This window comes from Candidatus Saccharibacteria bacterium oral taxon 488 (genome assembly GCA_013100825.1).
Classification (GTDB): domain Bacteria; phylum Patescibacteriota; class Saccharimonadia; order Saccharimonadales; family Saccharimonadaceae; genus Nanosynbacter.
Genome location: CP040001.1, coordinates 713,729 through 734,701, shown reverse-complemented (window position 1 = coordinate 734,701; position 20,973 = coordinate 713,729). Strand labels below are relative to the sequence as shown.

The following is a 20,973-nucleotide window of genomic DNA, read 5'->3' as shown; positions in this document are numbered from 1 at the left end:
ATCACTTAAACGCTGTCATACGCAGCACAGCCTGCTTATTGACAAGCCGTGCGGTAACGCTGATGCCTAGCATACTATCATTGTAGATATATTGCGGTTTTTCACCAAATAATCCATCTGGTACTGTTGGCGAGTACGCCAACTCTTCAAATTTCGGTGCGTCTATCTCGATGAGGTTATTGTCCTGATCAACTGCAACTACATACGTTGTGAAGCCCGGGCTACCATTGATGGCCGAATAATATAAGTGATCAACACCAATGATAATACGGGTGACTGACTCGCAGCCACGAATGTGGCGGATTGGATGATCTTCTGGCACAGGAACGCGGATACCTTGAATATTGCGCACCTCAGGAGACACTACGAGGTTAACGGGAGTCTCTCGCAATGTTGCTGGGTCAACGTCACGGATCGGGAATTTTTCACTGTCGAGCCTGTTTCTTTCGGGCCCATTATAGACGTGAGTACAACTTTCATGCGTAAGACACCAGCTGTTAATTTCGTAATGATAGCCCATGACACTTGTTTTCCCGGATGCTGGATCGATGCTGCCATTTGCTTGCATGGGGAATTGACCGTAACCATTTCGCAAATCATTGGTGATATCGTAATCTTCTGGTTTGATATTATGCCATTCCTCATTTTTTAGGTCTGGGTGCTCAATTCTCAACCTTCTTACGTGTGGCAGTCCAAACAAATGTCCGGCTTCGTGCATGATAACGCCAGAGTTGATGATACTCATATTGTCTGATCTTGTGACGATGTCTCGTGTGTGATATTGGGCGTAGGCGCTGAACCGATTGTTGTTGCATAAATGAGGTGGCAGGATAAAATAGCGAATCGCTGTACCGCCGAGGGAGGGGATTTTATCGGCTACTTCTCGTATCTTTTCGACAGAGGGGCAGGGCTTTTTTGTTTCTGGATCAATTGGCTGTTCATCCATTGGCATGGTCACTGCTTCATAAACGGTGCTCTTGGAAACGTCCATGGTGGTAGCTAGGATGTTTTCAGCTCTATCAAGTTCTGCTCTTGCGCGTTTGTTTACTTCGGCAACATGTTGTTCTGTTGTTAAGGCGTCGGTGATGATAACAGGTTGAATATCAGGTAGGCTAAATGGCCCTTGTGCCTCTAGTGGCTCAGCCGGCTGAACGGTTTCGGTTATTATTGCAGTTGCAGTTGCAGGTTGAGGTTTAGGGCTACGATGAGCTATATGGTTATAACCCACAAAGCCCGTCACTCCTCCTATTATCCCGCCTAGTATTACACATGGAACTCTTACTCGTAATGGCAGTTCTTTCGGTTTATCACTAGTCGACACGCTGCTCTTTTCGCTCATGGTGATACCAATTCTACAATATAATTTATAATTATGCAATAATATGGTACTGAATGTAAACAGGTATTCCTTGTCGAGTGGTATAATCCATACCAGGAGGTATCATGAATACATGCACGACACAGAAGGAATGTGAAATCTGTCCGTTGCTCGTTGGCCAGACAACAGCCGACAACAATGTCATACTATAAACCGAACGTTGGGTGGCGGTGCTTGACAAGAATCAGTGCTATTTGGGTAAGTCATTTATCACCCTGCGTCAGCACAAGGAAACATTGTCGGATCTGGACGAGGTGGATTGGGCGGAGCTGTATCAGGTGATTCGTCAACTTGAGCAGGCAGTTAAAGAAGCGTTTGGCGCTGATGTCTGTAACTGGGAATGCCTGATGAATAATGCGGTTAAGGCTGGTCAGCCAACACATGTGCACTGGCATTTGTATCCGCGCTATCTCGGCGGTGCCACCTTTGCTGGCGAGGAATTTCCTGATCCAAAATGGCCACGGCACCTAGAGGATGCGGTACATATGGTGGGTGATGAGATCTTTCGTGAAATTATGCAGGCATTGCGTAGCCGGCTTGCAGGAGATTAGTTCGCTCCGCTGTGGATGATATAATGAATGTATGGCAATTGAGAGAATAGTCGATACCAGTTCGCATAGTGATGACGCCGAGGAGCAGCGGATTGAAGTCAGCCTGCGTCCGCAGAGTTTTAGTGAGTATGTCGGCCAGGAACGATTGAAGCGCAATTTACGCTTGGCAATTGACGCGGCCAAGAAGCGCGGTGAGCCACTGGATCATGTGCTGCTCTACGGCCCACCAGGGCTGGGCAAGACCACCATGGCGACAGTGATCGCTAATGAGATGGGGACGAACTTGCGTATCACCAGTGGCCCGGCGATTGAAAAGGCGGGTGATCTGGCATCGATTTTGACGAATTTGGCGGACGGCGATATTTTGTTCATCGATGAGATTCATCGGCTCGGTCGGGCGGTGGAGGAGATTTTATACTCGGCCATGGAAGATTTCAAACTGGACATCGTCATCGGCAAAGGCCCGGCTGCCCGGTCGATTCGGCTGGACTTGCCGCGGTTTACGGTCATCGGCGCGACGACGCGGACGGGTAGCTTGGCAGCGCCGCTGCGCGACCGCTTTGGGCATATTTATCGATTGGAGTTTTATGAGCCAGAGGACATCGCTAAAATCGTAACGCGGAGTGCGGCCATCTTGGAGTCGTCGATTCGGCATGAAGCAGCGAATTTACTATCGACGCGGGCTCGCTTGACGCCGCGCATCGCTAACCGCCTACTCAAGCGCGTGCGTGACTACGCCGACGTGAACGGTGATGGCATAATTGATGTGAAAACCACAACGAGTGCTTTGGAGATGCTGGAAGTGGATGAGCTGGGCTTGGATCCGGCTGACCGTAATTTACTACAATCAATTCTGGAAAATTACGGCGACAATCCGGTGGGACTAACGACCATTGCTGCCCTGACTGGCGATGAAGCGACGACGATAGAGGATTTCTATGAGCCGTATTTACTGCAAATTGGCTTCATCGAGCGCACGCCGCGCGGCCGTCGGGTGACGCCAAAGGCGAAAAAACACATCAATATGCTATAATAACAGATATGAAAAAGAGAGTTTTGGCGATACATACCCCTGATGACGTTGGAAAAAATATTACGGTGGCTGGCTGGGTGCACTCGCGGCGCGATCATGGCGGGCTGATTTTTATTGATTTGCGCGATCATACTGGCTTGGTGCAGCTGGTGATTAATCCTGATAGGGCGGAGGCCTTTCGTTTGGCGGAAAGCCTGCGCGACGAGTTTGTGATTCGTGCCAGCGGCGTGGTGACGGAGCGCGGCGAAGGCCTGAAAAATCCAAATATTGCCAGCGGTAATGTGGAAATTGTGGTGGAAAATTTGGAAATTCTCAATCACGCTGAAACCTTGCCAATCCAGCCGTTTGCCGAAGAAAATCAGGCAGGTGAGGACTTGCGTTTTAAATATCGTTACCTCGATCTGCGTCGTCCAAAGATGCAACAGATGCTGAAAAAACGCGCTGAAATGTACCGCCGGATGCATCAATATATGGACGACCGCGACTTCATCGAAATTCAGACGCCAATTTTGGCAAATTCTAGTCCCGAGGGCGCGCGTGATTTTCTGATCCCGAGTCGTTTGCAGGAAAATAAGTTTTACGCGCTGCCGCAAGCACCGCAGCAGTTCAAGCAGCTGCTGATGGTTGGCGGTGTGCCGCGGTATTATCAGCTGGCGGCGTGTTTTCGTGATGAAGATCCGCGAGCCGATCGACTGTACGGGGAGTTTTACCAGCTGGATTTGGAGATGAGCTTCGTTGAAGACGGCGAGGAAGTCCGCCAGGAAGTTGAGCCGTTGATGCGCCAGCTAGCGACTGAGTTTGCGGGCAAGGAATTGCTGGATTTGAGTGACCTGCCTGTTGGTGATGGCAGTTCAATTCCGCGCATTTCCTACCGCGACGCCATGGAGACGTACGGCTCGGACAAACCAGACCTACGTTTTGGCATGGAGCTGGTTGAGCTGACCGATGTGTTTACTAACACCGAATTTGGCGTGTTCAAAAATGCTGAATGCATCAAGGCAATTTGTGTGAAACATGGCGCTAGTCTCAGCCGTAAGCAAATTGATCAGTTCACTGACATTGCTAAAAGTGAAGGGGGCGGTTTGGCTCCCGTCAAGATATTGGACAGGTTGGTTAGAACGATTGACGGAGAGATTGTAGAAGAAACAGAAATTAGCGAAGAAAAGTTCCTTCAATCTGAAAATATAGACAGAATATTCTTTTCTCCGATAGCGAAATATTTATCTAAAAATGAGAAGGTAGACAGCATTAAAAGAACTAATGTGAAGCCTGGTGATGCGATTTTCTTCTGTGCCGACACACGCCCAGTCGTCAACGCCGTGCTTGGTCGCTTGCGAAACGAATTTGCTACTCATTTCAACCTGAAAGACCCGAGCGTGGTGGCCTTTGCCTGGATTATCGATTTTCCGTTCTACGAATGGGACGACCACGGCAAGAAGCTTGATTTTGGACACAATCCATTTGGTATGCCAAAGGGCGGTATAGAGGCACTGGAGTCGGCGACGACCGATGCCGAAAAACTGGCCATCGTGGCTGATCAATTCGACATGGTGATGAACGGCTACGAAATCTGCTCCGGCGGTGTGCGTAACCACAACCCAGCGGTGCTATATAAAGTATTCGATCTACTTGGCTTTAGCGAAAGCTACGTCGAGGAAAAGTTCGGTGCCATGCTGGGCGCCTTCAAATACGGTGCACCTCCACACGCTGGCTGTGCCTTTGGCATCGACCGCATCCTCATGGAACTTATTGACGAAACTAATGTTCGCGAGACTTTAGCCTTTCCAAAGAACGGCTCGGGTGTCGATGTGATGATGGACTCGCCGTCAATGGTTGATTCAGCACAATTGCGAGAATTAGGGCTGTAGAATCTACTCAAAAGTAGCTAGCAGAGTGCTCAATTACGGCAATGTAGCTGGGGGCGTAGCTGTGTTATCTTACTTTTTAATATCGCTTCTATTGCATCAAGTTCAGACTTTTTCTTTCGTACCATCGCAATCTTTTTGCGCAATATATCGATAGCTGTATCCGGTGTAATCTGTCCGTCGTTCCATTCCTTGATGTATTGCTTAATCTCCATCAGTGTAAATCCCGCCGACTTAGCGAGGCGTATTTCCGTGAGGTATTCGAGCGCACTCTCGTCGTAGTCTGAATAACTGCGGCTTCCAGCGGGACGTTGTGTTACCGGTAAAATACCGATTTTTGTATAGTAACGAATGGTGTCGATAGAAACACCAGATTTCTCGGAAAGTTGATGAATTAGCATGGTAAAACCTCCCTCGTTATGGCCTATTGACTATGGAGTATACTCCATAGATTATACTACTATTTATGAGTAGAAAAAAGTATAATTCAAATCATAAAGTAGTGTTAATTACTGGAGCGTCCAGCGGTATCGGAAGAGCGACCGCTGAGCTGCTTTTGCAGAAAGGTTACATAGTGTACGGACTTGCTCGAAACAGTGAGGCGCTTCAAAAAATTAAAGGCCTTCGGCTAATACCGGGTGATATGAAAGATGAAAAATCACTTGAGTCTGCGGTAAAAAAGATTTGTGATGAGCAGGGAAGAATAGATGTACTTATTAATAATGCCGGCTATGGATTACTGGGGGCGGTAGAGGATATTCCAATTGAACAGGCCCGCAGGCAGTTTGAGGTGAATGTATTCGGGCTGGCTAGACTGACGCAGCTTGTGCTGCCTAGTATGAGAGAGGCGGGCTCGGGCTTGATTATTAATATGTCATCGGTTGGAGGCAGAGTGTATTTTCCGCTCGGTGCCTGGTATCATGCTTCAAAGCACGCTATCGAGGGGTTTTCCGACAGCTTGCGGCTAGAGCTGCAGGAATACAACATCAAGCTTGTGATAATTGAGCCTGGCTTGATCGCTACAAATTTCTACAAATTAGCTGAAGAGCCACTTACTCGTTATTCGTCAAACGGCGCCTATAGCGGTATGGCAAAGGCAATATCGCACAACCTATCTCAGTCATACAGGACTATGTCACCGCCTAGCGTGGTCGCGCACAAAGTGGCGACAATTATCGAGAGTAAGCACCCACGACGTCGGTATCTTGTTGGTAAATTAGCGAGAGTTCTCTTCTACACACGGTACCTCTTGGGCGACGGCGTCTTTGAACAAATAGCTAAAAAACAGACGAGGTAAGTGAAGTTACTTGCTCGCTGGGGTCTAGGTTTGATGTAGCGATATTGATGTACGTAGCATCTAAACGACGATGGTTTTAGCTTATTGGGCAGGATAGTAATGCTGGCAAGATAGGGGCCTACAGGAAGGCTATAACCGAACACCCAGCCATGCCGCCAATATATCGCCGGCAAAGTACGCCAGTCCAGCGGCGACTGCGCCGAGGAGCAGAGTGATGATTGCTTCTCGCCATGGTGACTGCTTGCCAACTTTACCCTTGGTGAAGCCAATTGCTAGGAAGGTGACCGCCGTCAGTGCGGAGCTGACGTAAAACAGAGTAGTGCCTGGTACTTTTGAGCTTGCAATGACGTCGACTAGGTAGGGCAATACCGGTACGCTACCGACTACGACGAAGGCTAAAAAGGTGACTGCACCAATGATTTTGGGAGAGGCTCGCTTTTGGGTGTCGCGGGCCGACTCTTCATGTTCGGCACTGGCTGCGAGGTAAGCGCTGGAGCCCATTGAAAATCCATCAGCAATGAGGTTTGCAACGCCCAAAATGAGGATAACCGCGCTGGAAATACCGGCTCCGGCTGAAGCCGCCACTACGGCAAAGGTCGTGACTGTGCCGTCAACTGCACCATACACAAATTCTGAAATGTATCGTCTAAAAAATATTTTCATAGCCATACCAGTGTACCATACATGGTGCGATAAACAGAATAATTATTCAATATTGCGTACCTGGACATCCTGCCAGTCGCTGTTATGGCGTAGTTCTGCATTGGCGCCAGCAAAGACTATCTTCGCCTTGGTGTCATCTGTCAGCGTCCACAAGAACCAGGCAGTCATATATGCATCACCGTATTCTAGCACATCTTTATGACCAACTGATTTACGCCGTGCGATAACCCCCGGCTTATTTCCTTGCAATGCGTCAAAATTTTGTTTCAGATCATCAAGTGGACTGATGGCGATACTGTCGCTGGCACCGGTTCCTGCTATCATGAACACCGCTGTGTTAAGGCGTGAGACGTCGTATGTCCATCGATTGTTATTAGCAGTGCTGCGACTCACACCGCTAGCGGTGTAGAGCGAAGAATACTTATTGCTATTACTATACTTAGTAGCGGCATTGATCGCTCCTGCGCCACCTTGCGAATGTCCAGCGATCCCAATTTTATTAGTGTTGATTAGCCCGCGCACTGGACTCTCGTGGGTTGTATTGTACTGCAGAGCAGCATCAAGCATAGCTGCGGTCGATGCACCAGTACCAGCCCAGCCATCCTCATTGCCGATTACAACGAAGCCCCAGCTGGCGAGGTGCTCAAGAATTGGTGTGTAGGTGCTAGCTGGTGTTGCCGTGCCATTTACCACTACAATCAGTGGAAAAGTCTGGTTAGCATTCTGGCGCTCAGGGTAATAGAGACGATAGGCCTTAGAACCATCGGTATTATTTTGAATGTAGTGTGCTACTTTGTAGGGTCCGGTCTTGGTGTAATGTTGTTCGAGGTTGCCACTAGGGCTAAGCTTATCAGCGTAGCCAGTCGCTACACCATCATCTCCGGTAATACTTTGATTGAGATATTGCATGACTAACAGTAGAATCCCAAGGCAGATAATAAGAATGATAGTGATAATTCCGAAAACCTTGAATATTTTTCTCACAATTGCCCTTTCGCTAGGTAAATTATTATAAACAAGGCTTATTATACATCAAGTGTATAGTCACAGCAAACTAGCTGTACACTTGGTGTATGTAAGGATAGCAATTCAATCAGGCTGTCGTTCGGACCGATTATGCAATGATAACTAGTTCGAAATTAGGTATACTGGGGAGAATGAATGATAAAGACTCTCGCTTTCAGGCGCTGATCCACCAAAAAGGCCGCGAACTGTACCGGCCGATGCCGTGGCGTGATCAGCCGACCTTGTACTATGTGCTGGTGAGTGAGCTAATGCTGCAGCAAACCCAGGTCGCTCGCGTCTTGACGAAGTTCGGAGAGTTTACTGCGAAATTTCCAGATATTGAGTCACTGGCAGCGGCCGAGCTGACCGAGGTGCTCCGCGCGTGGCAGGGGCTGGGCTATAACCGCCGCGCTCAGTATCTTCACCGGGTGTCACAAGCCATTGTCGCTGGTGCCCCGGTGGCCACGCTAGATGACCTCGTTGAGTTACCAGGCATCGGCATCAATACCGCTGGCGCCATCATGAACTATGCTTATCAAGTGCCAACACCGTTCATTGAGACCAATATTCGTACCGTCTATCTCAATCATTTCTTTGCGAACCAGACGGCGGTAGCGGATCGTGACATCTTGCCTATTGTCGAGCGGACGATGGACCAGGCAAATCCGCGCCAGTGGTTCTGGGCACTGATGGACTATGGTAGTGAGCTCAAATCTCAGGGCAAGGGTAAATTATCCGCCAGTCGTCATTACACCAAGCAATCACAATTCACCGGCAGTCTCCGTCAGATGCGTGGCGAGATTTTGCGTCGGTATGTTGGCGAGCAGCCACTCGCTGAAATCACCACTGAATTACAGGACGATCCACGATTTGCGGCGGCACTGGATGGTCTGCAACGGGACGGTCTCATTGCTGCAAAGTGGCAGAATAGAGCGCTAAGCTATTGACATTTCAAACTGCCTATGCTATCATAGCCACAGTCAATACGACAAACATAAACAGTAACAAAGGAAGGGTATGGAAGACATGCAAACAGTTATTATACTGATGACCGTAGTGATCATTATTCACTCGGTGACGATTATTGTCTTGTTCGGTGTAATAATTTCACTGCTGACGAAGCTCAAGCGCCTCGTCAACCAGGCTGAAGCGGCGGTGTCTAACATCGCGCAAGCAACTGAGTGGCTGTCTCCAGTAAAGTTATTTACTGAAGTCGTGCAACTCTTTCGCAAAAAATAATTATCTGTTCCATATATCAATTTAATAAAAACAAACAAGGAGATATATATGAAAAAAGTATTAACAGTTCTCGGCGCGGCAGCGGCTGGTTTCGCGGCTGGTATTTTGACCGCACCAAAAAGCGGCAAAGAAACTCGCGCTGACATCAAGAAAAAAGCTGGTGAGCTAAAAACTGCCACTGTCAAAACTGCCAAAAAAGCCCAGGCTGCCGCCAAGGATGGTGCTGAGGCAGTCAAGGTCGGCGCTCAAAAAGTTGGCGATGTCGTTACTGGAACCGCTCGTACGGTCAAGGCCGACACCGAGAAACATTTCAAGAAGTCGTAGCAGCAGTTTGACCTAAACGCAAAAACGCGAGATAATAAGAAAGATGAAACATCTTCGTAGTCTCGCGTTTTTTGTGTGCAGTATTGGCTTGGCTGGCGCAACGGTGTGGTCAAGCCTTGCCGTGGCACAGACTGCACCAAGTTCGCCGCCACTCCATCTGATCCGCAGCCAGTGTCAGTCTATTCGTTCGACATTACAGCGGATTCAGCATAACGACGCCTTGCTGCGGGTTAACGCCGGCCAAGCATACAACACAATCTCGACTAATCTCATCGCCAAACTAAATAGCCGTTTGGCATTGGCGCAGGTTGACAGCTCGCGAATGGTGATGATCGCTCGCGACTACGAGGAGGCGCGCAAGGCGTTTGCCCAGCAGTACAATGAGTATGAGTCCAATTTGACGGCGCTGGTCAAGACAGATTGTGGTGACAAGCCGGGCGAGTTTTATGCACAGCTGATCAAGACGCGCGACGCACGTCGACAGGTTAGTGAATCGGTGACGACGATGAGCAAACTGGCGGCGGATTACCGCGTGGCGGTGGAGCAGCTCAAGGTGAAGCTTTCGGGCGGAGGTGGTCGTGGATAAGCTCAAGCAACTTAGTTGCCGGTTGACCAAGCTGGCTATGCAACACAAATTACTGACGATGGTAATTAGCGTAATTGTGGTGTCGATTGTGCTCGTTGGTATCTCGATGCACTTATACTATTCGTCAGATGCCTTCCGAGTGGATTTAAGCCGACCGGATTATGTGCCGTATCGGGCGCAGATTGATAACTCCAACGATCATAATCGGGATATGTTTGAAGCACAGGGCGAAGTTACGGGCAAGGTATTGAATGATTTCCTGCAAAAATACAAGCAAGAAGAAAAAAAGGCCGACGGTGCGCGGGCGTTTGCTAGCAATGTGTTGAGTGATGATCAGCTGGGCGTCAATGGTAGCGGTAATGGCACGGGTGGTGCGACGACACAAGGTCAAGACAGTTCGTCAGAGTGAGTTATGATTACTTTTTATGCGTTATCGCCGTTGGGATAACAGCTAGCTCGATTTCTTGTTTTTCAAATTCTTTGAGGAGTCGGCGGCGCATCTCTGAGGTAACCGCCCATTGATCTGATGGCTGGACCTTACCAGCAACGATCAATTCGACCGAGCGGCCGGTGATATCGCCGACGGAGACAAATTTTGGCGGTTCAATGATTTTCTTGTCCCAAGATTTTTCCTTGCTCAGTTGCTGGCCGGTCTCGTTGATGATATCAGCGGCGCGGCTAATGTCGCTGCTCGGATCAAGCTGTAAGGTAAAGCGCGACATGCTATACCCCATCGTTTTGTTGATGACATGCTGGATGGTGCCATTTGGTAAGTAGTGTACATTACCATCAGCATCGCGGAGTACCGTTGACCGGGTGCCGACACGCTCAACAGTACCGCTCGCTCCCATGACGTCAACCACGTCGCCGACGCGATATTGATTTTCAGCGATGATAAAAATACCAGCCAGAAAATCTTTGACAAGTGACTGCGCACCGAATCCGAGCGCCACACCGATGATGCCGGCGCTGGCAAATAGTGGCGACAAGTCAAAGTAGAATAACTTGCTGGCGACCATGGCGGCAATATAGGCAATAATGGTGATGCGCCAAAAACTACGAATCAGCTGCGTCAGCGTATTTTCGCGCTTTTCGATATCTTTGCGGTGCCACGAGCGGTGCTTGGCAGTGGAGTGGATCGCGTAACGGATTGCCCAGGTGATAAACATGCGGCCAAAATAATAAACGATAATCGCGCCGATGACGATGCTGACCGTTTCAACCATCCGCTCGCTCACCAGCCAGCCCAGTCCGTGTTCAATCATCCACTCGTCAACGCGCGACGAATTTAACAGTTGTTTGATAAGCGTATCCATCATGAGTTTAGTATAATGAAAAGTATGAGTTTTGTCGATCCAAATCAATTTGTCATTACCCGGCGACGCAAGAAGTATAAATTTGCATTATTTAATAATTCGCCACTTTGTTTTGAGTATGATGAGTGGACGCCGCGGCCGATTGACGTACTGGAGATTGGTGCGGGAACGGGACTGTTTAGCGTCGAACTAGCGACGCGCCGTCCCGAGCAGCGGTTTTTGGCGGTTGACGTCAAGGCCGATCGATTGCAAAAAGGGGCACGCGCGGCCGAGCGGTGCGGCCTCACGAACATCTGGTTTGTGCGGGCACGAGCAGATCAGCTGGGTGAGCTGTGTGAAGCTGGATCGCTTAGCCAGTTGTGGATCACCTTTCCCGATCCGTTTCCACGCCAGCGCTCCAGCGGCAGGCGCTTAACACACCCACATTTTTTAACGCAGTACGCAAAGTTGCTTGATGAGGGCGGTGAGCTACTGCTCAAGCATGATGATCACGACTTTTTCTGTTGGAGCTTGGAGCAGCTGGTGGTGACTGGCTGGCGGCTTCGGGAGCTAACGTTTGATCTGCACGAATCGGAGCGATTTAGCGAGCAGAGCGGTGCCCGGATCATGACAACCTACGAGCAGCGGTGGGTTGGTGAGGGGAAGGTGATTGGGTTTGTTCGTGCAGTCAGACCATCGGGTTAACGAAAGCCAAAGTGAGCCCTAATCCTCCTCAGGTATTGGTTGGTTGCTGTTGAGCACGATATGCTGGCTCGGCCTCACTCAATAAATAGAGTAGATTTTCCGAGGGGTCGCAAAATTGTGGACGTTCATTGAGGTCGCGCAGAATACGCCGACCGATACAGGTGGTGAGCGGGGTCGGTATCTCGTAGACGAGGCTATTGTCAGTGATAATGTCAGGTGATTTGGCGTAGATTCCCTCAACGATGATTATTTCTGCTGGGCTAAGTGTACCCGCTATATATGGCTCCGCAGTTTGCCAATTCATGTGGCGATGATAGATATCATTGCCGTTAATGAGGTTTTGTAGGTCGATGGCCATCGTTTCGGTGTCATATACAAACGGGTCATCCCAGTGCTGCCATTCCTGACGGTTGTTGTGATAATAGAGGTAGGTTGCGCCGCGGTGGTAGTCATCGGTTGACATAGTAATTGAGTTAATGTTGAGCTCCTCCAGCTGCTCACGGAGCTTTTTGACGACGGTTGACTTACCGGAGCCACTGCGGCCAGCGATATGGATGATGCGTGGAGAATCTGCGGTAGAGGTAAGAATATCAGAAACAATAGTATCAATGTCAAGTTCCGGCTGAACCGACAGCGCCTCGCGGCCTTCGTGTTCCCGCCGGAAGTTGTAGTGTGCTTGCCACTCGCTGGTGGCCATTATTTCACCGGTTATTTCCATGAAGGTATTACTAAACTGGTTAATGAACTCTTGCAGTGACCCATCATCTTCTACTTCAGCTTGCACTAGGTCGTCGTTTTCGAAAAAATCAATGATGACACCCGGCAGCGGTTTGGCACGTAGTTTGCGGATAATCGGCGTTTCGTCATTACGGTAGTATTCATATAGCTCGGGGCTAATCTCAGTCGTCACCTCTAGTCGACGCAAGCCATCATTGCCCTGGATGCCGTTGTCTTTGAGAGTTGCTTCGTAATGCAGCTCGCCGGTATCACGAGTTAAGGTTGAGCGGAGGCGTAGGCTGAATGGTTCGTCTGGGTGTGACAGATAAAACTGCTCAATCGGCTCAGCTTCTTCGCGCAGATCGGTGAGTTTTTCCGGAAAGATAGCCATGAATTTGCGCTCAGTTTCCACGGGCAATCTCCCTTCAAATTCGGGTGTGTGGATGAGTGATTCGATTGACATAAGCGTCGCTCCTTTAGTTGTGTTGATGACACTAGTGATTGTAGTGTAGAATTACTTGTATGAATAGCAAGTATAATTTGACTCAACTATGATTGACCAATTTATCCCCGAACATCACATTCAAAAGCATATCCTCGGTGTGTTGATGCATATGAAATATGCACGGTTTCGGGATATGCGGCCGCCAAAAGTCGATACTAATCTCTATACCTACCACTTAAATATATTGAAGAAGCGAGGATTCATCATCAAGACGGATGATGGATACTGTCTCGGGCGGGAGGGGTTGTCGTACGTCGATAGAGTTAGTATTAAATCGCTCAAAATTCGTACCCAACCAAAAATTATTACTATGATTGTCGTCCAAAATGCTAATGGCGATGTGCTGCTCCAGCGGCGCACCAAACAGCCGCATATCGATACCTGGACGCTGCCGTACGGCAAGTTACACATTGATGACGAGTCGGTACTCAGCGCTGCCCGGCGGGAGGCGCGCGAGAAATTGGCGGTGGAGCAGCTGCCACTGGTGCATGCAGGTGATTGCTATATTCGTGTACTTGTGGGGAAGGAAATATTATCATCAACGTTGGCGCACGTGTTTTATGGTGAGACTGATGAAGTCGTGGCGGGTGAAGAATTCGTATGGGCCCGCCCGCATCGACTGTCCGACTATGACCTGGCACCAGCAGTTGAGCAAATCGTAGCGCGGACATTCTTCCGCGACCCGTTCTTTTTTGAGGAATTTGTGGCAGAATTAAATGAGGTAATTGAAAGGAGAAATATATGACAATTGATGAGTACGCCAAGAAAGCCATCGCGACACTGATTGGTACGCATGAGTATGGGGAGGTTGATGCGCGACTGATGGCACAAGTGCTTGGACTGGTTGGCGAATCGGGCGAAGTGGCTGAAAAGTTCAAAAAGCTGGTTCGCGACAAGCAGGGAATACTGACAGACGATGACCGCACAGAAATTCTCAAAGAATTAGGCGATGTGCTGTGGTATGTTAATGCAGTGGCGCACCTGCTCGGTTCTAGCCTCGAGGAAGTTGCTCGGATGAACAACCAAAAACTGGCCAGTCGCCAAGCCCGCCAGCAGCTGCACGGGCAGGGCGATAATCGCTAATATTTCTCATTGAACTCCCATACGATATGCGCTATACTCAAGCATAAGGGTAATTATGCGCATTTCTGACAGTAGTATTGAGAAGATTTTGCGCCAGGGTGAGGTAATTTCTGAGTCACAGCTGGCTGAGTTAAAAATGGAGGCGGAACGTACGCACCATTCATTGCAGACGATTATCTTGGAGCACAGGGTTCTGAGTGAGGCGCAGCTTGGGCAAAAAATTGGTGAATATATCAATGTGCCGTTTGTGACCATCGAGCCAAAGGATATTCCTGATGACGTTCTCAAGCGCATCCCCGAGCACATCGCTCGCCAGTACAATGTCGTATTGTTTGCAGCTGATGATAATGGCGTCTTGAGCCTGGCGATGGAAGATCCGGATGATGTGCAGGCGCTGAACTTCATCCAGAAAGAGATTGGCTACAACATCAAGGTGTTCCTGGCGACAAAAAACAACATTCTTGACTGCCTGGAGAATTATCGCGGTAATATTACCGATGAGCTGGATGAGGTGGTGTCAATCCAGAGCGGTGCTGAGTCGGACTCACAAAACGTCTCTGAGGAGGAGATTTCTGAGAATTCGCCGATCGCCCAGACGGTTAACTTGCTGCTCGAGTATGCTATCAAGTCGGGTGCTTCAGACATCCACATTGAGCCGCGCGAGGATTTCGTCCAGGTACGCTATCGAATTGATGGTGTGCTCAAGGAAGTGAATAAATTGCCGCGCAATGTCCAAGGCGCGCTGGTTAGTCGTATCAAGATTTTGTCAAATCTAAAAATTGACGAACGCCGCGTGCCGCAAGATGGTCGCTTTAAGATCAAGGTTTCTGGTAAGCAATACGCGCTGCGTGTATCGACGCTGCCGATCGCTGATGGCGAGAAAATCGTCATGCGTATTTTGGACGAATCCAACCAGGCGGTTGCCCTCGATAGCCTCGGCTATTGGGGGTTGTCGTTGAGTACGCTCAAGGACGCCATGGCACAACCAAATGGTATGATCTTGGTGACCGGGCCAACTGGTTCGGGAAAATCGACCTCCTTGTTTAGTGTGCTGTCAGAGCTTAATACGCCGGATGTGAATATCTCAACTATCGAAGATCCGGTTGAATACAAAATCCCCGGGGTCAACCAGACCCAGACTAACGCCAAAGCCGGCATGACCTTCGCTTCAGGACTGCGCGCCCTGCTGCGTCAAGACCCGAACATCATCATGGTCGGAGAGATCCGTGACGGTGAGACCGCTAACCTGGGTGTGCAGGCAGCGCTGACCGGACACTTGGTGTTCTCAACCCTCCACACCAACAACGCCGCGACTTGTTTGCCGCGTCTATTGGACATGGGAATTGAGCCGTTCCTGATCGCTTCGACGGTCAAGGCGGTGATCGGCCAGCGCCTGGTGCGGCGATTGTGTATGCATTGTCGTCAGCAATATGTGCCGGACGCTGGGGAGCTCGCCTACATCGTTCAGATGTTTAATCTCAAGCAGGGCTCGATGCAGCGGCTGCACGCACTGGAGCAGCAGGCGGCGGCTGATAAGATTGGCGGCAATACACCGCTCGGCTCGACTGACGTGACGATTCAATATTTGTGGCGACCAAATCCTGAGGGCTGTGACGAGTGCGGCCATAATGGCTTCAAGGGGCGCGTTGGTATCTACGAGGTTCTCGGTATTTCGATTCCAATCCAAAAAATGATCACTGCCAATGCCACCAGTAATGAGATTCAGCAGCAGGCGATTACTGAAGGAATGGTAACGATGCAGACGGATGGTTTCGTTAAGTCGCTGCGTGGCGTGACAACGCTAGAGGAAGTTTTGAGAGCAACAAGGGAGCAATAAATGACAAAATTTAAATATATCGCAACTAAAAATAACAATCAGCCGATCAATGGTGAGCTAGAAGCTAGTAGTCGCGCCAGTGCCATCCAGCTCATTCAAGCTCAGGGTATGAAGTTGGTCGATCTCAAGGAAGCTGGCGATGAAAAGAAGGGCTTTCGCTTTGGGGGTGGCAAGAAGTCAGTGCCGACCGAGGAGCTGGTTAGCTTTACCAGACAGCTGAGCACCATGGTGTCTGCCGGCGTACCAATCCTCAGGTCACTCAACTCAATGGCGCAGCATGCCGAGAGTCCGCATTTTCGTGAGATTTTGAATGCAGTATCTAAGGAGATTGAAGGCGGTACCTCGTTCGCTGATGCGCTGAGTAAGCATCCTGAGGCGTTTAGTGATGTGTACGTGAACATGGTGCGTGCTGGTGAAACAGGTGGTATTTTGGACGATATTTTGAAGCGCCTGGCCCTGCAGCAGGAAAAGAACTCATCAATGAAAAAGAAGATCAAGAGCGCCATGACCTATCCAATGGTGCTGATCGTCATCACTATCGGGGCGTTCTTTGGTTTGATGATTTTTGTCTTGCCAATGATTGGCAAGACAATTAAGGATCTGGCGGGCGAGGACGCGGAGCTACCAGCCCTGACGCAGATACTGATGAGTATCAGCCAGTTTATGGTAAGTTTTTGGTATATTATTTTTCCGCTGTTATTTGGCGGTGTGTACGTCCTTCTTCGCTATATCAAGTCGCCAAAAGGCAAGGTTAAGTTCCATCATTTTGTCTTGAAAGCGCCGATCATCAGTAAGATTATTCGTAAGGTGGCAGTGGCGCGGTTTACCCGTACCTTCTCGGCGCTGATCGGTGCGGGTGTGTCGGTGCTCGAGGCACTGGAAGTGACGGCCCGGGCAGTCGGTAACACGGTGTATCAAGAGTCGCTGCTTGACGCGGCCAAGCGCATTAAGAATGGCGAGGTTTTGTCGCGGATTATCAATGAGCGCGAAGATCTCTACCCGCCAATCGTTGGTCAGATGCTGGCGGTCGGTGAGGAAACGGGGCAGACGGATAAGGTGCTGGTCAAGGTGGCGGATTTTTATGAGGAAGAGGTCGATGCGGCGATTAGCGGTTTGAGTTCGACGATTGAGCCGGTGATGATCGTCTTTATGGGTGGTATGGTCGGCTTGATCGCGGCGGCGGTGATGATGCCGATTACTGGATTAGCAAATCAAATTAAGGGGTAGTTGGTTTTTCAAAATGCTTATGCTATACTTAACAAAAAGAAGAGATGTGGGCAAACGATAGTGGCAAATATTTTCTACAAGTCAAAGCCGATCATCGGGCTTGATATTAACAAGGCAGGCGTTCGGGTAATGTCAGTCGATATGGCACGGATGACGGTGCATGGATACGGCGCAATTGAGCTGGATCCGGCGAAGGACGAGAGCGATGACCGGGCAGAGTATCTCTGCGGCAAGATCAATCAAATGTTTGAAAAAAATATTGTCGGACGGCTTGGCAGTAACCGCGTGGTACTGGGGTTGCCGACGACCAAGACGTACGCGCGCACCTTTGCGCTGCCGATCAAGCAGGAGAATAAGATTGAAGAGGCGGTGAATCTCGAGGTTGAGCAGTATGTGCCGATGCCGCTTGATTCGCTCTACGTCGATCATCAGATTATCAAGCGCGGCAAAGAGAATTTATCGGTATTGATGTGCGCGGTGCCGCAAAAGATCGTTGACGAGCAGCTAGCGATTGTTGAATCGTGCGGTATTGAGGTGGCGATGATTGAGCCAAGTATCAATGCGGTGGCGCGACTGCTTGAGCGAACCAAAGAGGGGGCGCTGCCAACGGTTATTGTCGATATTGGTCCAGCAACAACTGACATTGCTATTCTTGATGCAGCAATTCGCGTGACCGGTGGTCTAAACATTGGTGGCAATACATTGACGCTTGACATCGCGAAAAAATTGAACGTACCACTTGAGACGGCGCACCAATTCAAGGTGCTTAATGGCCTTAATACCGGCCCTCGCCAGGAAAAGATTACCGAGGCACTAAAGCCGAGCCTGCAGCGGATCATCGGTGAAATCCAGAAAGTTATTCGCTACTACACCGATCGCTTCCCGGATGAATCCCGCCTTGAACAGGTGTTGATCGTTGGTAGCGGTAGTAGTGTGCCAGGGCTTGGTGAGTACTTTACGGGCGAGCTGACCCTGCCAGCGCGGGTGGCCAGTCCATGGCAGTCGCTGAACTTTAATAATTTAGCGCCACCAGCCAAGCAACTGCGGCCGCGGTTTATGACAGCAGCTGGCTTATCACTGGTGCGAGCGGAGGAGATTTGGCATGATTAATCTATTACCGCCGAAAGTTAAACGTGAGATTGTCGCCGGCCGGTCAAATGTAATATTGTGGCGCTACTGTGTGGTGTCGTTAATCCTCGGCTTCTTACTCATTGTGGCGACAGTAGGTATTTATTTGATCATGGAGCATGCAAAAACGACTGCTCAACAGACGATTGAGACGGGTAACCGTCGGGCGTTGCAGTATCAAAAAGTCCAGCAGGATTATGACTCGTTTAGTGCAAACCTCAAGATTGCTAAAGCAATCCTTGATAAAGACGTGCGATATTCAAAGGTGGCACTCAAGATTGCCCAGGCGATGCCATCCGGAACAATTTTGCAAACGTTGACACTGGATAGCAAGAAGCTCGGCACGCCGATGACTATCAACGCACGCGGTAAAACGTATGGCGATGCACTGCGGCTCAAGGACAGTTTTCAGCAGTCAAACCTCTTTAAGGATGTTAATCTCGCCTCGGCGGTGGCCGAAAAAGAAAACAAGGACGGTTACCCGATCAATATTACAATTAATGTGACGATGGTGCCGGAGGTCGCGAAGCAATGAGTGAGAGAAAACGAGAAAAAATGACACCGGCGGTGACCATGCGGATCGTCTTTGCGCTGTCGCTGGTACTGATCTTGGTCGGCATGGGAGGGATCGTTTATTTCGGCTACACCATGCTGCAGGGTACCGCTGAGGAAGTCTCTAAGATTCAGACTGAGGCAAAAGCGGTTGATGCTAAGGTGCAAAATCTAGCGCGACTGGAAAAAGAGATGGAGAAATATAAGGATAGTGTTGCCAAGGCTCGGCAGCTAGTAGCAGAAACTCAGCAATATCAATATCAGAATCAGATCATCAATGACCTCACTACTTACGCCAATCAATCAGGCGTTGGCATTGCTGGGTTCACCTTCACATCAGGCTCGGCTGGAGCCAAGTCAAACTCGGGTTCATCAGGAACCTCGGGTACGAATAATAGCTCCGGTTCAAACAGCGCTGCCGGGCCAAAAAGCATGAAAGTGTCGGTCCGCCTCAACGAAAAAACAGATTACATGGCGCTGCTTCGATTTATGCATTTGATTGAGCAGAACTTGACGCGGATGCAGATCGCTAGTGTCAGCATGTCCAAGGCTGAGGGGGTAGGCCAAGTGAGTACGCAAACTCTGGATGTGGAGGTATATGTTCGATGAAAAATTCACCTGATATTTCACAAATTGGTACACTGGTGTCGCGGTTTTTCCATCGCTACCACGTTATCCTCTATACATTGACAGTGGTGGTTGGTGTGTCGGTGGCAATTTTCCTGCTCTACAGTCTACTCGCCTCGTCGAATCCAAAAGAAGATACCATCCAACAACAGACGACGCGATTTGACCAGAAGACGATTGACCAGATCAACAGTTTCCGCACGCGCGATACCGCCAACGCCAATTTTAGTCTGCCGGCGGGGCGGACGAACCTGTTTGCCGAATAGCGTGGATATCGCTATAATGTGAGAAGTATGCTAATTTCTGCTGAACGATTTGATAACGCACCGGTGATGAGCCTGCAGACTGGCTCGGAACTGGCACGGACATCGCGGGCGGTGATCGACCCGCGCAATTTATCGATCGTGGCGTATGAGCTAGAAGGGCCGACGCTTGATCAATCGCCGAGTTTACTGCGGATCGCCGATGTGCGGGAAATTGGGCCGCTGGGTCTGATCATTGATTCGGCGGACGAGCTGATTATGCCGAGCGACGTCCTGAAGATCAAGGAAGTGTATGAGTTTCAGTTCGCACTAGTTGGTAAGCGGGTCATTGATGAAAAAAATCATAAGGTTGGCAAGGTCATCGGCTACACGTTGGAGGCCGGTAATTTTGTCATTCAGCAGCTCCGAGTGCGGCGACCGCTACTCAAGAGTTTTGGCGATACTGAACTGCTGATTCATCGTTCGCAGATCGTTCGTGTGACTGATGAACACATCGTTGTCAAGACGCCAGAGATCCGCCACAAGGAGCCGGTTGTGCAGCCACAGGCAACGTTCGAAAATCCATTCCGAAAGGCGCATCCTGCGGCCGAAGCTGACGGCAGCGACGGCAAATGAGCCAGATTATTACCAGTATCACAGCGATGCAGCAGCTAGGTCAAACAATTGGGCGCAGTCTCAGGGGCGGGGAAGTCATCGAGTTAATTGGGGACATCGGCGCTGGCAAGACAACGCTAACGAAAGGTGTTGCCGAGGGGCTCGACATTACTGAACCGGTGCAAAGCCCAACATTTACTATTTCCCGCGTGTACCAGTCGCCGGGCGGCTTGACACTGGCTCACTATGATTTTTATCGATTGGGTGAGGCGGGTATCATGGCGGAGGAAATTCGGGAGGTAACCATGCAACCACAGACCGTAACAGTGGTTGAGTGGGCGGATGCCGTCGAGCAGGTGCTGCCGGCCGATCGACTGACAGTGAGGATTCTAGCAATTGACGAACAGTCGCGGCGTGTCACGTTGAGTGCTGGCGGGCCGACGAGCCAGGCACTCCTCGCGGCAATTAGTGCGGCGGACGAGGAGTTAGCGTGATTATT

General features: G+C 49.8%; 26 protein-coding genes. 20 read left to right on the top strand and 6 right to left on the bottom strand.

The window, feature by feature from the left end; all coding sequences use genetic code 11:
* Position 1 precedes the first annotated feature (1 nt).
* The gene (locus FBF26_03990; GenBank protein ID QJU10398.1) at positions 2-1,339 is read right to left on the bottom strand and encodes a hypothetical protein; all 1,338 of its coding nucleotides are present in this window, start codon (positions 1,337-1,339) and stop codon (positions 2-4) included.
* A 203-nt stretch (positions 1,340-1,542) separates the two neighbouring features.
* Between FBF26_03990 and FBF26_03985 the strand changes: the two genes are divergently transcribed.
* The 3 genes from FBF26_03985 to aspS are packed head-to-tail and all read left to right on the top strand — an operon-like array spanning position 1,543 to position 4,830.
* Positions 1,543-1,929: an HIT family protein gene (locus tag FBF26_03985; GenBank protein ID QJU10397.1), complete on the top strand. Its 387-nt coding sequence runs from the start codon at positions 1,543-1,545 to the stop codon at positions 1,927-1,929.
* 31 nt (positions 1,930-1,960) lie between these two features.
* The gene (ruvB, locus tag FBF26_03980; GenBank protein QJU10396.1) at positions 1,961-2,962 is read left to right on the top strand and encodes a Holliday junction branch migration DNA helicase RuvB; all 1,002 of its coding nucleotides are present in this window, start codon (positions 1,961-1,963) and stop codon (positions 2,960-2,962) included.
* Between the two features lie 8 nt (positions 2,963-2,970).
* The gene (aspS, locus tag FBF26_03975) at positions 2,971-4,830 is read left to right on the top strand and encodes an aspartate--tRNA ligase (GenBank protein QJU10395.1); all 1,860 of its coding nucleotides are present in this window, start codon (positions 2,971-2,973) and stop codon (positions 4,828-4,830) included.
* 29 nt (positions 4,831-4,859) lie between these two features.
* Here the strand turns inward: aspS and FBF26_03970 are convergent, their stop codons facing one another.
* On the bottom strand, positions 4,860-5,228 hold the full coding sequence (locus FBF26_03970; protein QJU10394.1) for a MerR family transcriptional regulator: 369 nt from the start codon (positions 5,226-5,228) through the stop codon (positions 4,860-4,862).
* A 65-nt stretch (positions 5,229-5,293) separates the two neighbouring features.
* Between FBF26_03970 and FBF26_03965 the strand changes: the two genes are divergently transcribed.
* Positions 5,294-6,124 carry an SDR family NAD(P)-dependent oxidoreductase gene (locus tag FBF26_03965; GenBank protein ID QJU10393.1) on the top strand — a complete coding sequence of 277 codons (831 nt, stop codon included), beginning with the start codon at positions 5,294-5,296 and terminating at the stop codon, positions 6,122-6,124.
* 129 nt (positions 6,125-6,253) lie between these two features.
* Here the strand turns inward: FBF26_03965 and FBF26_03960 are convergent, their stop codons facing one another.
* A complete protein-coding gene (locus tag FBF26_03960) occupies positions 6,254-6,793 on the bottom strand; it encodes a hypothetical protein (protein ID QJU10392.1) in 540 nt (179 codons plus the stop codon).
* Between the two features lie 36 nt (positions 6,794-6,829).
* Positions 6,830-7,696, bottom strand: coding sequence for an alpha/beta hydrolase (locus FBF26_03955; GenBank protein ID QJU10391.1), 867 nt, complete (start codon positions 7,694-7,696; stop codon positions 6,830-6,832).
* 212 nt (positions 7,697-7,908) lie between these two features.
* Here FBF26_03955 and FBF26_03950 point away from each other — a divergent pair, with 212 nt between their 5' ends.
* The 5 genes from FBF26_03950 to FBF26_03930 all read left to right on the top strand — a co-directional run bounded on the left by FBF26_03950 (position 7,909) and on the right by FBF26_03930 (position 10,350).
* Entirely contained in the window at positions 7,909-8,739 is an 831-nt protein-coding gene (locus FBF26_03950) for an A/G-specific adenine glycosylase (protein ID QJU10390.1), read from the top strand.
* 70 nt (positions 8,740-8,809) lie between these two features.
* A complete protein-coding gene (locus tag FBF26_03945) occupies positions 8,810-9,031 on the top strand; it encodes a hypothetical protein (GenBank protein QJU10389.1) in 222 nt (73 codons plus the stop codon).
* A 48-nt stretch (positions 9,032-9,079) separates the two neighbouring features.
* Positions 9,080-9,355, top strand: coding sequence for a hypothetical protein (locus FBF26_03940; protein QJU10388.1), 276 nt, complete (start codon positions 9,080-9,082; stop codon positions 9,353-9,355).
* A 43-nt stretch (positions 9,356-9,398) separates the two neighbouring features.
* Entirely contained in the window at positions 9,399-9,941 is a 543-nt protein-coding gene (locus tag FBF26_03935) for a hypothetical protein (protein QJU10387.1), read from the top strand.
* Positions 9,934-10,350 (top strand): hypothetical protein, encoded by a 417-nt coding sequence (locus FBF26_03930; protein QJU10386.1) that lies wholly within the window; start codon positions 9,934-9,936, stop codon positions 10,348-10,350. The genes FBF26_03935 and FBF26_03930 overlap by 8 nt, the downstream gene beginning before the upstream one ends.
* Positions 10,351-10,357: 7 nt before the next feature.
* Here FBF26_03930 and FBF26_03925 read toward each other — a convergent pair whose 3' ends face one another.
* On the bottom strand, positions 10,358-11,260 hold the full coding sequence (locus tag FBF26_03925) for a mechanosensitive ion channel family protein (GenBank protein QJU10385.1): 903 nt from the start codon (positions 11,258-11,260) through the stop codon (positions 10,358-10,360).
* Positions 11,261-11,272: 12 nt separating this feature from the next.
* Here FBF26_03925 and trmB point away from each other — a divergent pair, with 12 nt between their 5' ends.
* Entirely contained in the window at positions 11,273-11,941 is a 669-nt protein-coding gene (gene trmB, locus FBF26_03920) for a tRNA (guanosine(46)-N7)-methyltransferase TrmB (protein QJU10384.1), read from the top strand.
* 28 nt (positions 11,942-11,969) lie between these two features.
* Here trmB and FBF26_03915 read toward each other — a convergent pair whose 3' ends face one another.
* Entirely contained in the window at positions 11,970-13,121 is a 1,152-nt protein-coding gene (locus FBF26_03915; GenBank protein ID QJU10383.1) for a hypothetical protein, read from the bottom strand.
* A gap of 88 nt (positions 13,122-13,209) precedes the next feature.
* On the opposite strand from FBF26_03915, the gene FBF26_03910 reads away from it, so the two are divergent.
* From FBF26_03910 to tsaE, 10 genes are read left to right on the top strand one after another with little or no spacing between them, the layout of a single operon-like run.
* Positions 13,210-13,908 (top strand): NUDIX domain-containing protein, encoded by a 699-nt coding sequence (locus FBF26_03910; GenBank protein ID QJU10382.1) that lies wholly within the window; start codon positions 13,210-13,212, stop codon positions 13,906-13,908.
* Positions 13,905-14,246: a hypothetical protein gene (locus FBF26_03905; GenBank protein QJU10381.1), complete on the top strand. Its 342-nt coding sequence runs from the start codon at positions 13,905-13,907 to the stop codon at positions 14,244-14,246. Before FBF26_03910 ends, FBF26_03905 begins: the two co-directional genes overlap by 4 nt.
* A gap of 55 nt (positions 14,247-14,301) precedes the next feature.
* Positions 14,302-16,083, top strand: coding sequence for a type II/IV secretion system protein (locus FBF26_03900; protein ID QJU10380.1), 1,782 nt, complete (start codon positions 14,302-14,304; stop codon positions 16,081-16,083).
* Positions 16,084-17,310, top strand: a complete 1,227-nt coding sequence (locus FBF26_03895) for a type II secretion system F family protein (protein ID QJU10379.1) — start codon at positions 16,084-16,086, stop codon at positions 17,308-17,310. It begins immediately after the preceding gene.
* Positions 17,311-17,370: 60 nt separating this feature from the next.
* The gene (locus FBF26_03890) at positions 17,371-18,420 is read left to right on the top strand and encodes a pilus assembly protein PilM (protein ID QJU10378.1); all 1,050 of its coding nucleotides are present in this window, start codon (positions 17,371-17,373) and stop codon (positions 18,418-18,420) included.
* Positions 18,413-18,973 carry a hypothetical protein gene (locus FBF26_03885; protein ID QJU10377.1) on the top strand — a complete coding sequence of 187 codons (561 nt, stop codon included), beginning with the start codon at positions 18,413-18,415 and terminating at the stop codon, positions 18,971-18,973. The genes FBF26_03890 and FBF26_03885 overlap by 8 nt, the downstream gene beginning before the upstream one ends.
* Complete coding sequence (locus FBF26_03880; GenBank protein QJU10376.1) at positions 18,970-19,599, top strand: hypothetical protein; 630 nt, start codon at positions 18,970-18,972, stop codon at positions 19,597-19,599. Before FBF26_03885 ends, FBF26_03880 begins: the two co-directional genes overlap by 4 nt.
* Positions 19,596-19,883: a hypothetical protein gene (locus tag FBF26_03875; protein ID QJU10375.1), complete on the top strand. Its 288-nt coding sequence runs from the start codon at positions 19,596-19,598 to the stop codon at positions 19,881-19,883. The genes FBF26_03880 and FBF26_03875 overlap by 4 nt, the downstream gene beginning before the upstream one ends.
* 27 nt (positions 19,884-19,910) lie before the next feature.
* Positions 19,911-20,495 (top strand): hypothetical protein, encoded by a 585-nt coding sequence (locus tag FBF26_03870; GenBank protein QJU10374.1) that lies wholly within the window; start codon positions 19,911-19,913, stop codon positions 20,493-20,495.
* On the top strand, positions 20,492-20,968 hold the full coding sequence (gene tsaE, locus FBF26_03865; protein QJU10373.1) for a tRNA (adenosine(37)-N6)-threonylcarbamoyltransferase complex ATPase subunit type 1 TsaE: 477 nt from the start codon (positions 20,492-20,494) through the stop codon (positions 20,966-20,968). The genes FBF26_03870 and tsaE overlap by 4 nt, the downstream gene beginning before the upstream one ends.
* The last annotated feature ends 5 nt before the right edge of the window (positions 20,969-20,973 follow it).

Excerpts from the sequence above, each read along its gene's own strand:
- FBF26_03990 (QJU10398.1), bottom strand. The coding sequence starts at position 1,339 with ATGAGCGAAAAGAGCAGCGTGTCGACTAGTGATAAACCGAAAGAACTG.
- ruvB (QJU10396.1), top strand. The coding sequence starts at position 1,961 with ATGGCAATTGAGAGAATAGTCGATACCAGTTCGCATAGTGATGACGCC.
- aspS (QJU10395.1), top strand. The coding sequence starts at position 2,971 with ATGAAAAAGAGAGTTTTGGCGATACATACCCCTGATGACGTTGGAAAA.
- FBF26_03970 (QJU10394.1), bottom strand. The coding sequence starts at position 5,228 with ATGCTAATTCATCAACTTTCCGAGAAATCTGGTGTTTCTATCGACACC.
- FBF26_03965 (QJU10393.1), top strand. The coding sequence starts at position 5,294 with ATGAGTAGAAAAAAGTATAATTCAAATCATAAAGTAGTGTTAATTACT.
- FBF26_03960 (QJU10392.1), bottom strand. The coding sequence starts at position 6,793 with ATGGCTATGAAAATATTTTTTAGACGATACATTTCAGAATTTGTGTAT.
- FBF26_03955 (QJU10391.1), bottom strand. The coding sequence starts at position 7,696 with ATGCAATATCTCAATCAAAGTATTACCGGAGATGATGGTGTAGCGACT.
- FBF26_03950 (QJU10390.1), top strand. The coding sequence starts at position 7,909 with ATGATAACTAGTTCGAAATTAGGTATACTGGGGAGAATGAATGATAAA.
- FBF26_03945 (QJU10389.1), top strand. The coding sequence starts at position 8,810 with ATGGAAGACATGCAAACAGTTATTATACTGATGACCGTAGTGATCATT.
- FBF26_03940 (QJU10388.1), top strand. The coding sequence starts at position 9,080 with ATGAAAAAAGTATTAACAGTTCTCGGCGCGGCAGCGGCTGGTTTCGCG.
- FBF26_03935 (QJU10387.1), top strand. The coding sequence starts at position 9,399 with ATGAAACATCTTCGTAGTCTCGCGTTTTTTGTGTGCAGTATTGGCTTG.
- FBF26_03925 (QJU10385.1), bottom strand. The coding sequence starts at position 11,260 with ATGATGGATACGCTTATCAAACAACTGTTAAATTCGTCGCGCGTTGAC.
- trmB (QJU10384.1), top strand. The coding sequence starts at position 11,273 with ATGAAAAGTATGAGTTTTGTCGATCCAAATCAATTTGTCATTACCCGG.
- FBF26_03915 (QJU10383.1), bottom strand. The coding sequence starts at position 13,121 with ATGTCAATCGAATCACTCATCCACACACCCGAATTTGAAGGGAGATTG.
- FBF26_03910 (QJU10382.1), top strand. The coding sequence starts at position 13,210 with ATGATTGACCAATTTATCCCCGAACATCACATTCAAAAGCATATCCTC.
- FBF26_03905 (QJU10381.1), top strand. The coding sequence starts at position 13,905 with ATGACAATTGATGAGTACGCCAAGAAAGCCATCGCGACACTGATTGGT.
- FBF26_03900 (QJU10380.1), top strand. The coding sequence starts at position 14,302 with ATGCGCATTTCTGACAGTAGTATTGAGAAGATTTTGCGCCAGGGTGAG.
- FBF26_03895 (QJU10379.1), top strand. The coding sequence starts at position 16,084 with ATGACAAAATTTAAATATATCGCAACTAAAAATAACAATCAGCCGATC.
- FBF26_03885 (QJU10377.1), top strand. The coding sequence starts at position 18,413 with ATGATTAATCTATTACCGCCGAAAGTTAAACGTGAGATTGTCGCCGGC.
- FBF26_03880 (QJU10376.1), top strand. The coding sequence starts at position 18,970 with ATGAGTGAGAGAAAACGAGAAAAAATGACACCGGCGGTGACCATGCGG.
- FBF26_03875 (QJU10375.1), top strand. The coding sequence starts at position 19,596 with ATGAAAAATTCACCTGATATTTCACAAATTGGTACACTGGTGTCGCGG.
- FBF26_03870 (QJU10374.1), top strand. The coding sequence starts at position 19,911 with ATGCTAATTTCTGCTGAACGATTTGATAACGCACCGGTGATGAGCCTG.
- tsaE (QJU10373.1), top strand. The coding sequence starts at position 20,492 with ATGAGCCAGATTATTACCAGTATCACAGCGATGCAGCAGCTAGGTCAA.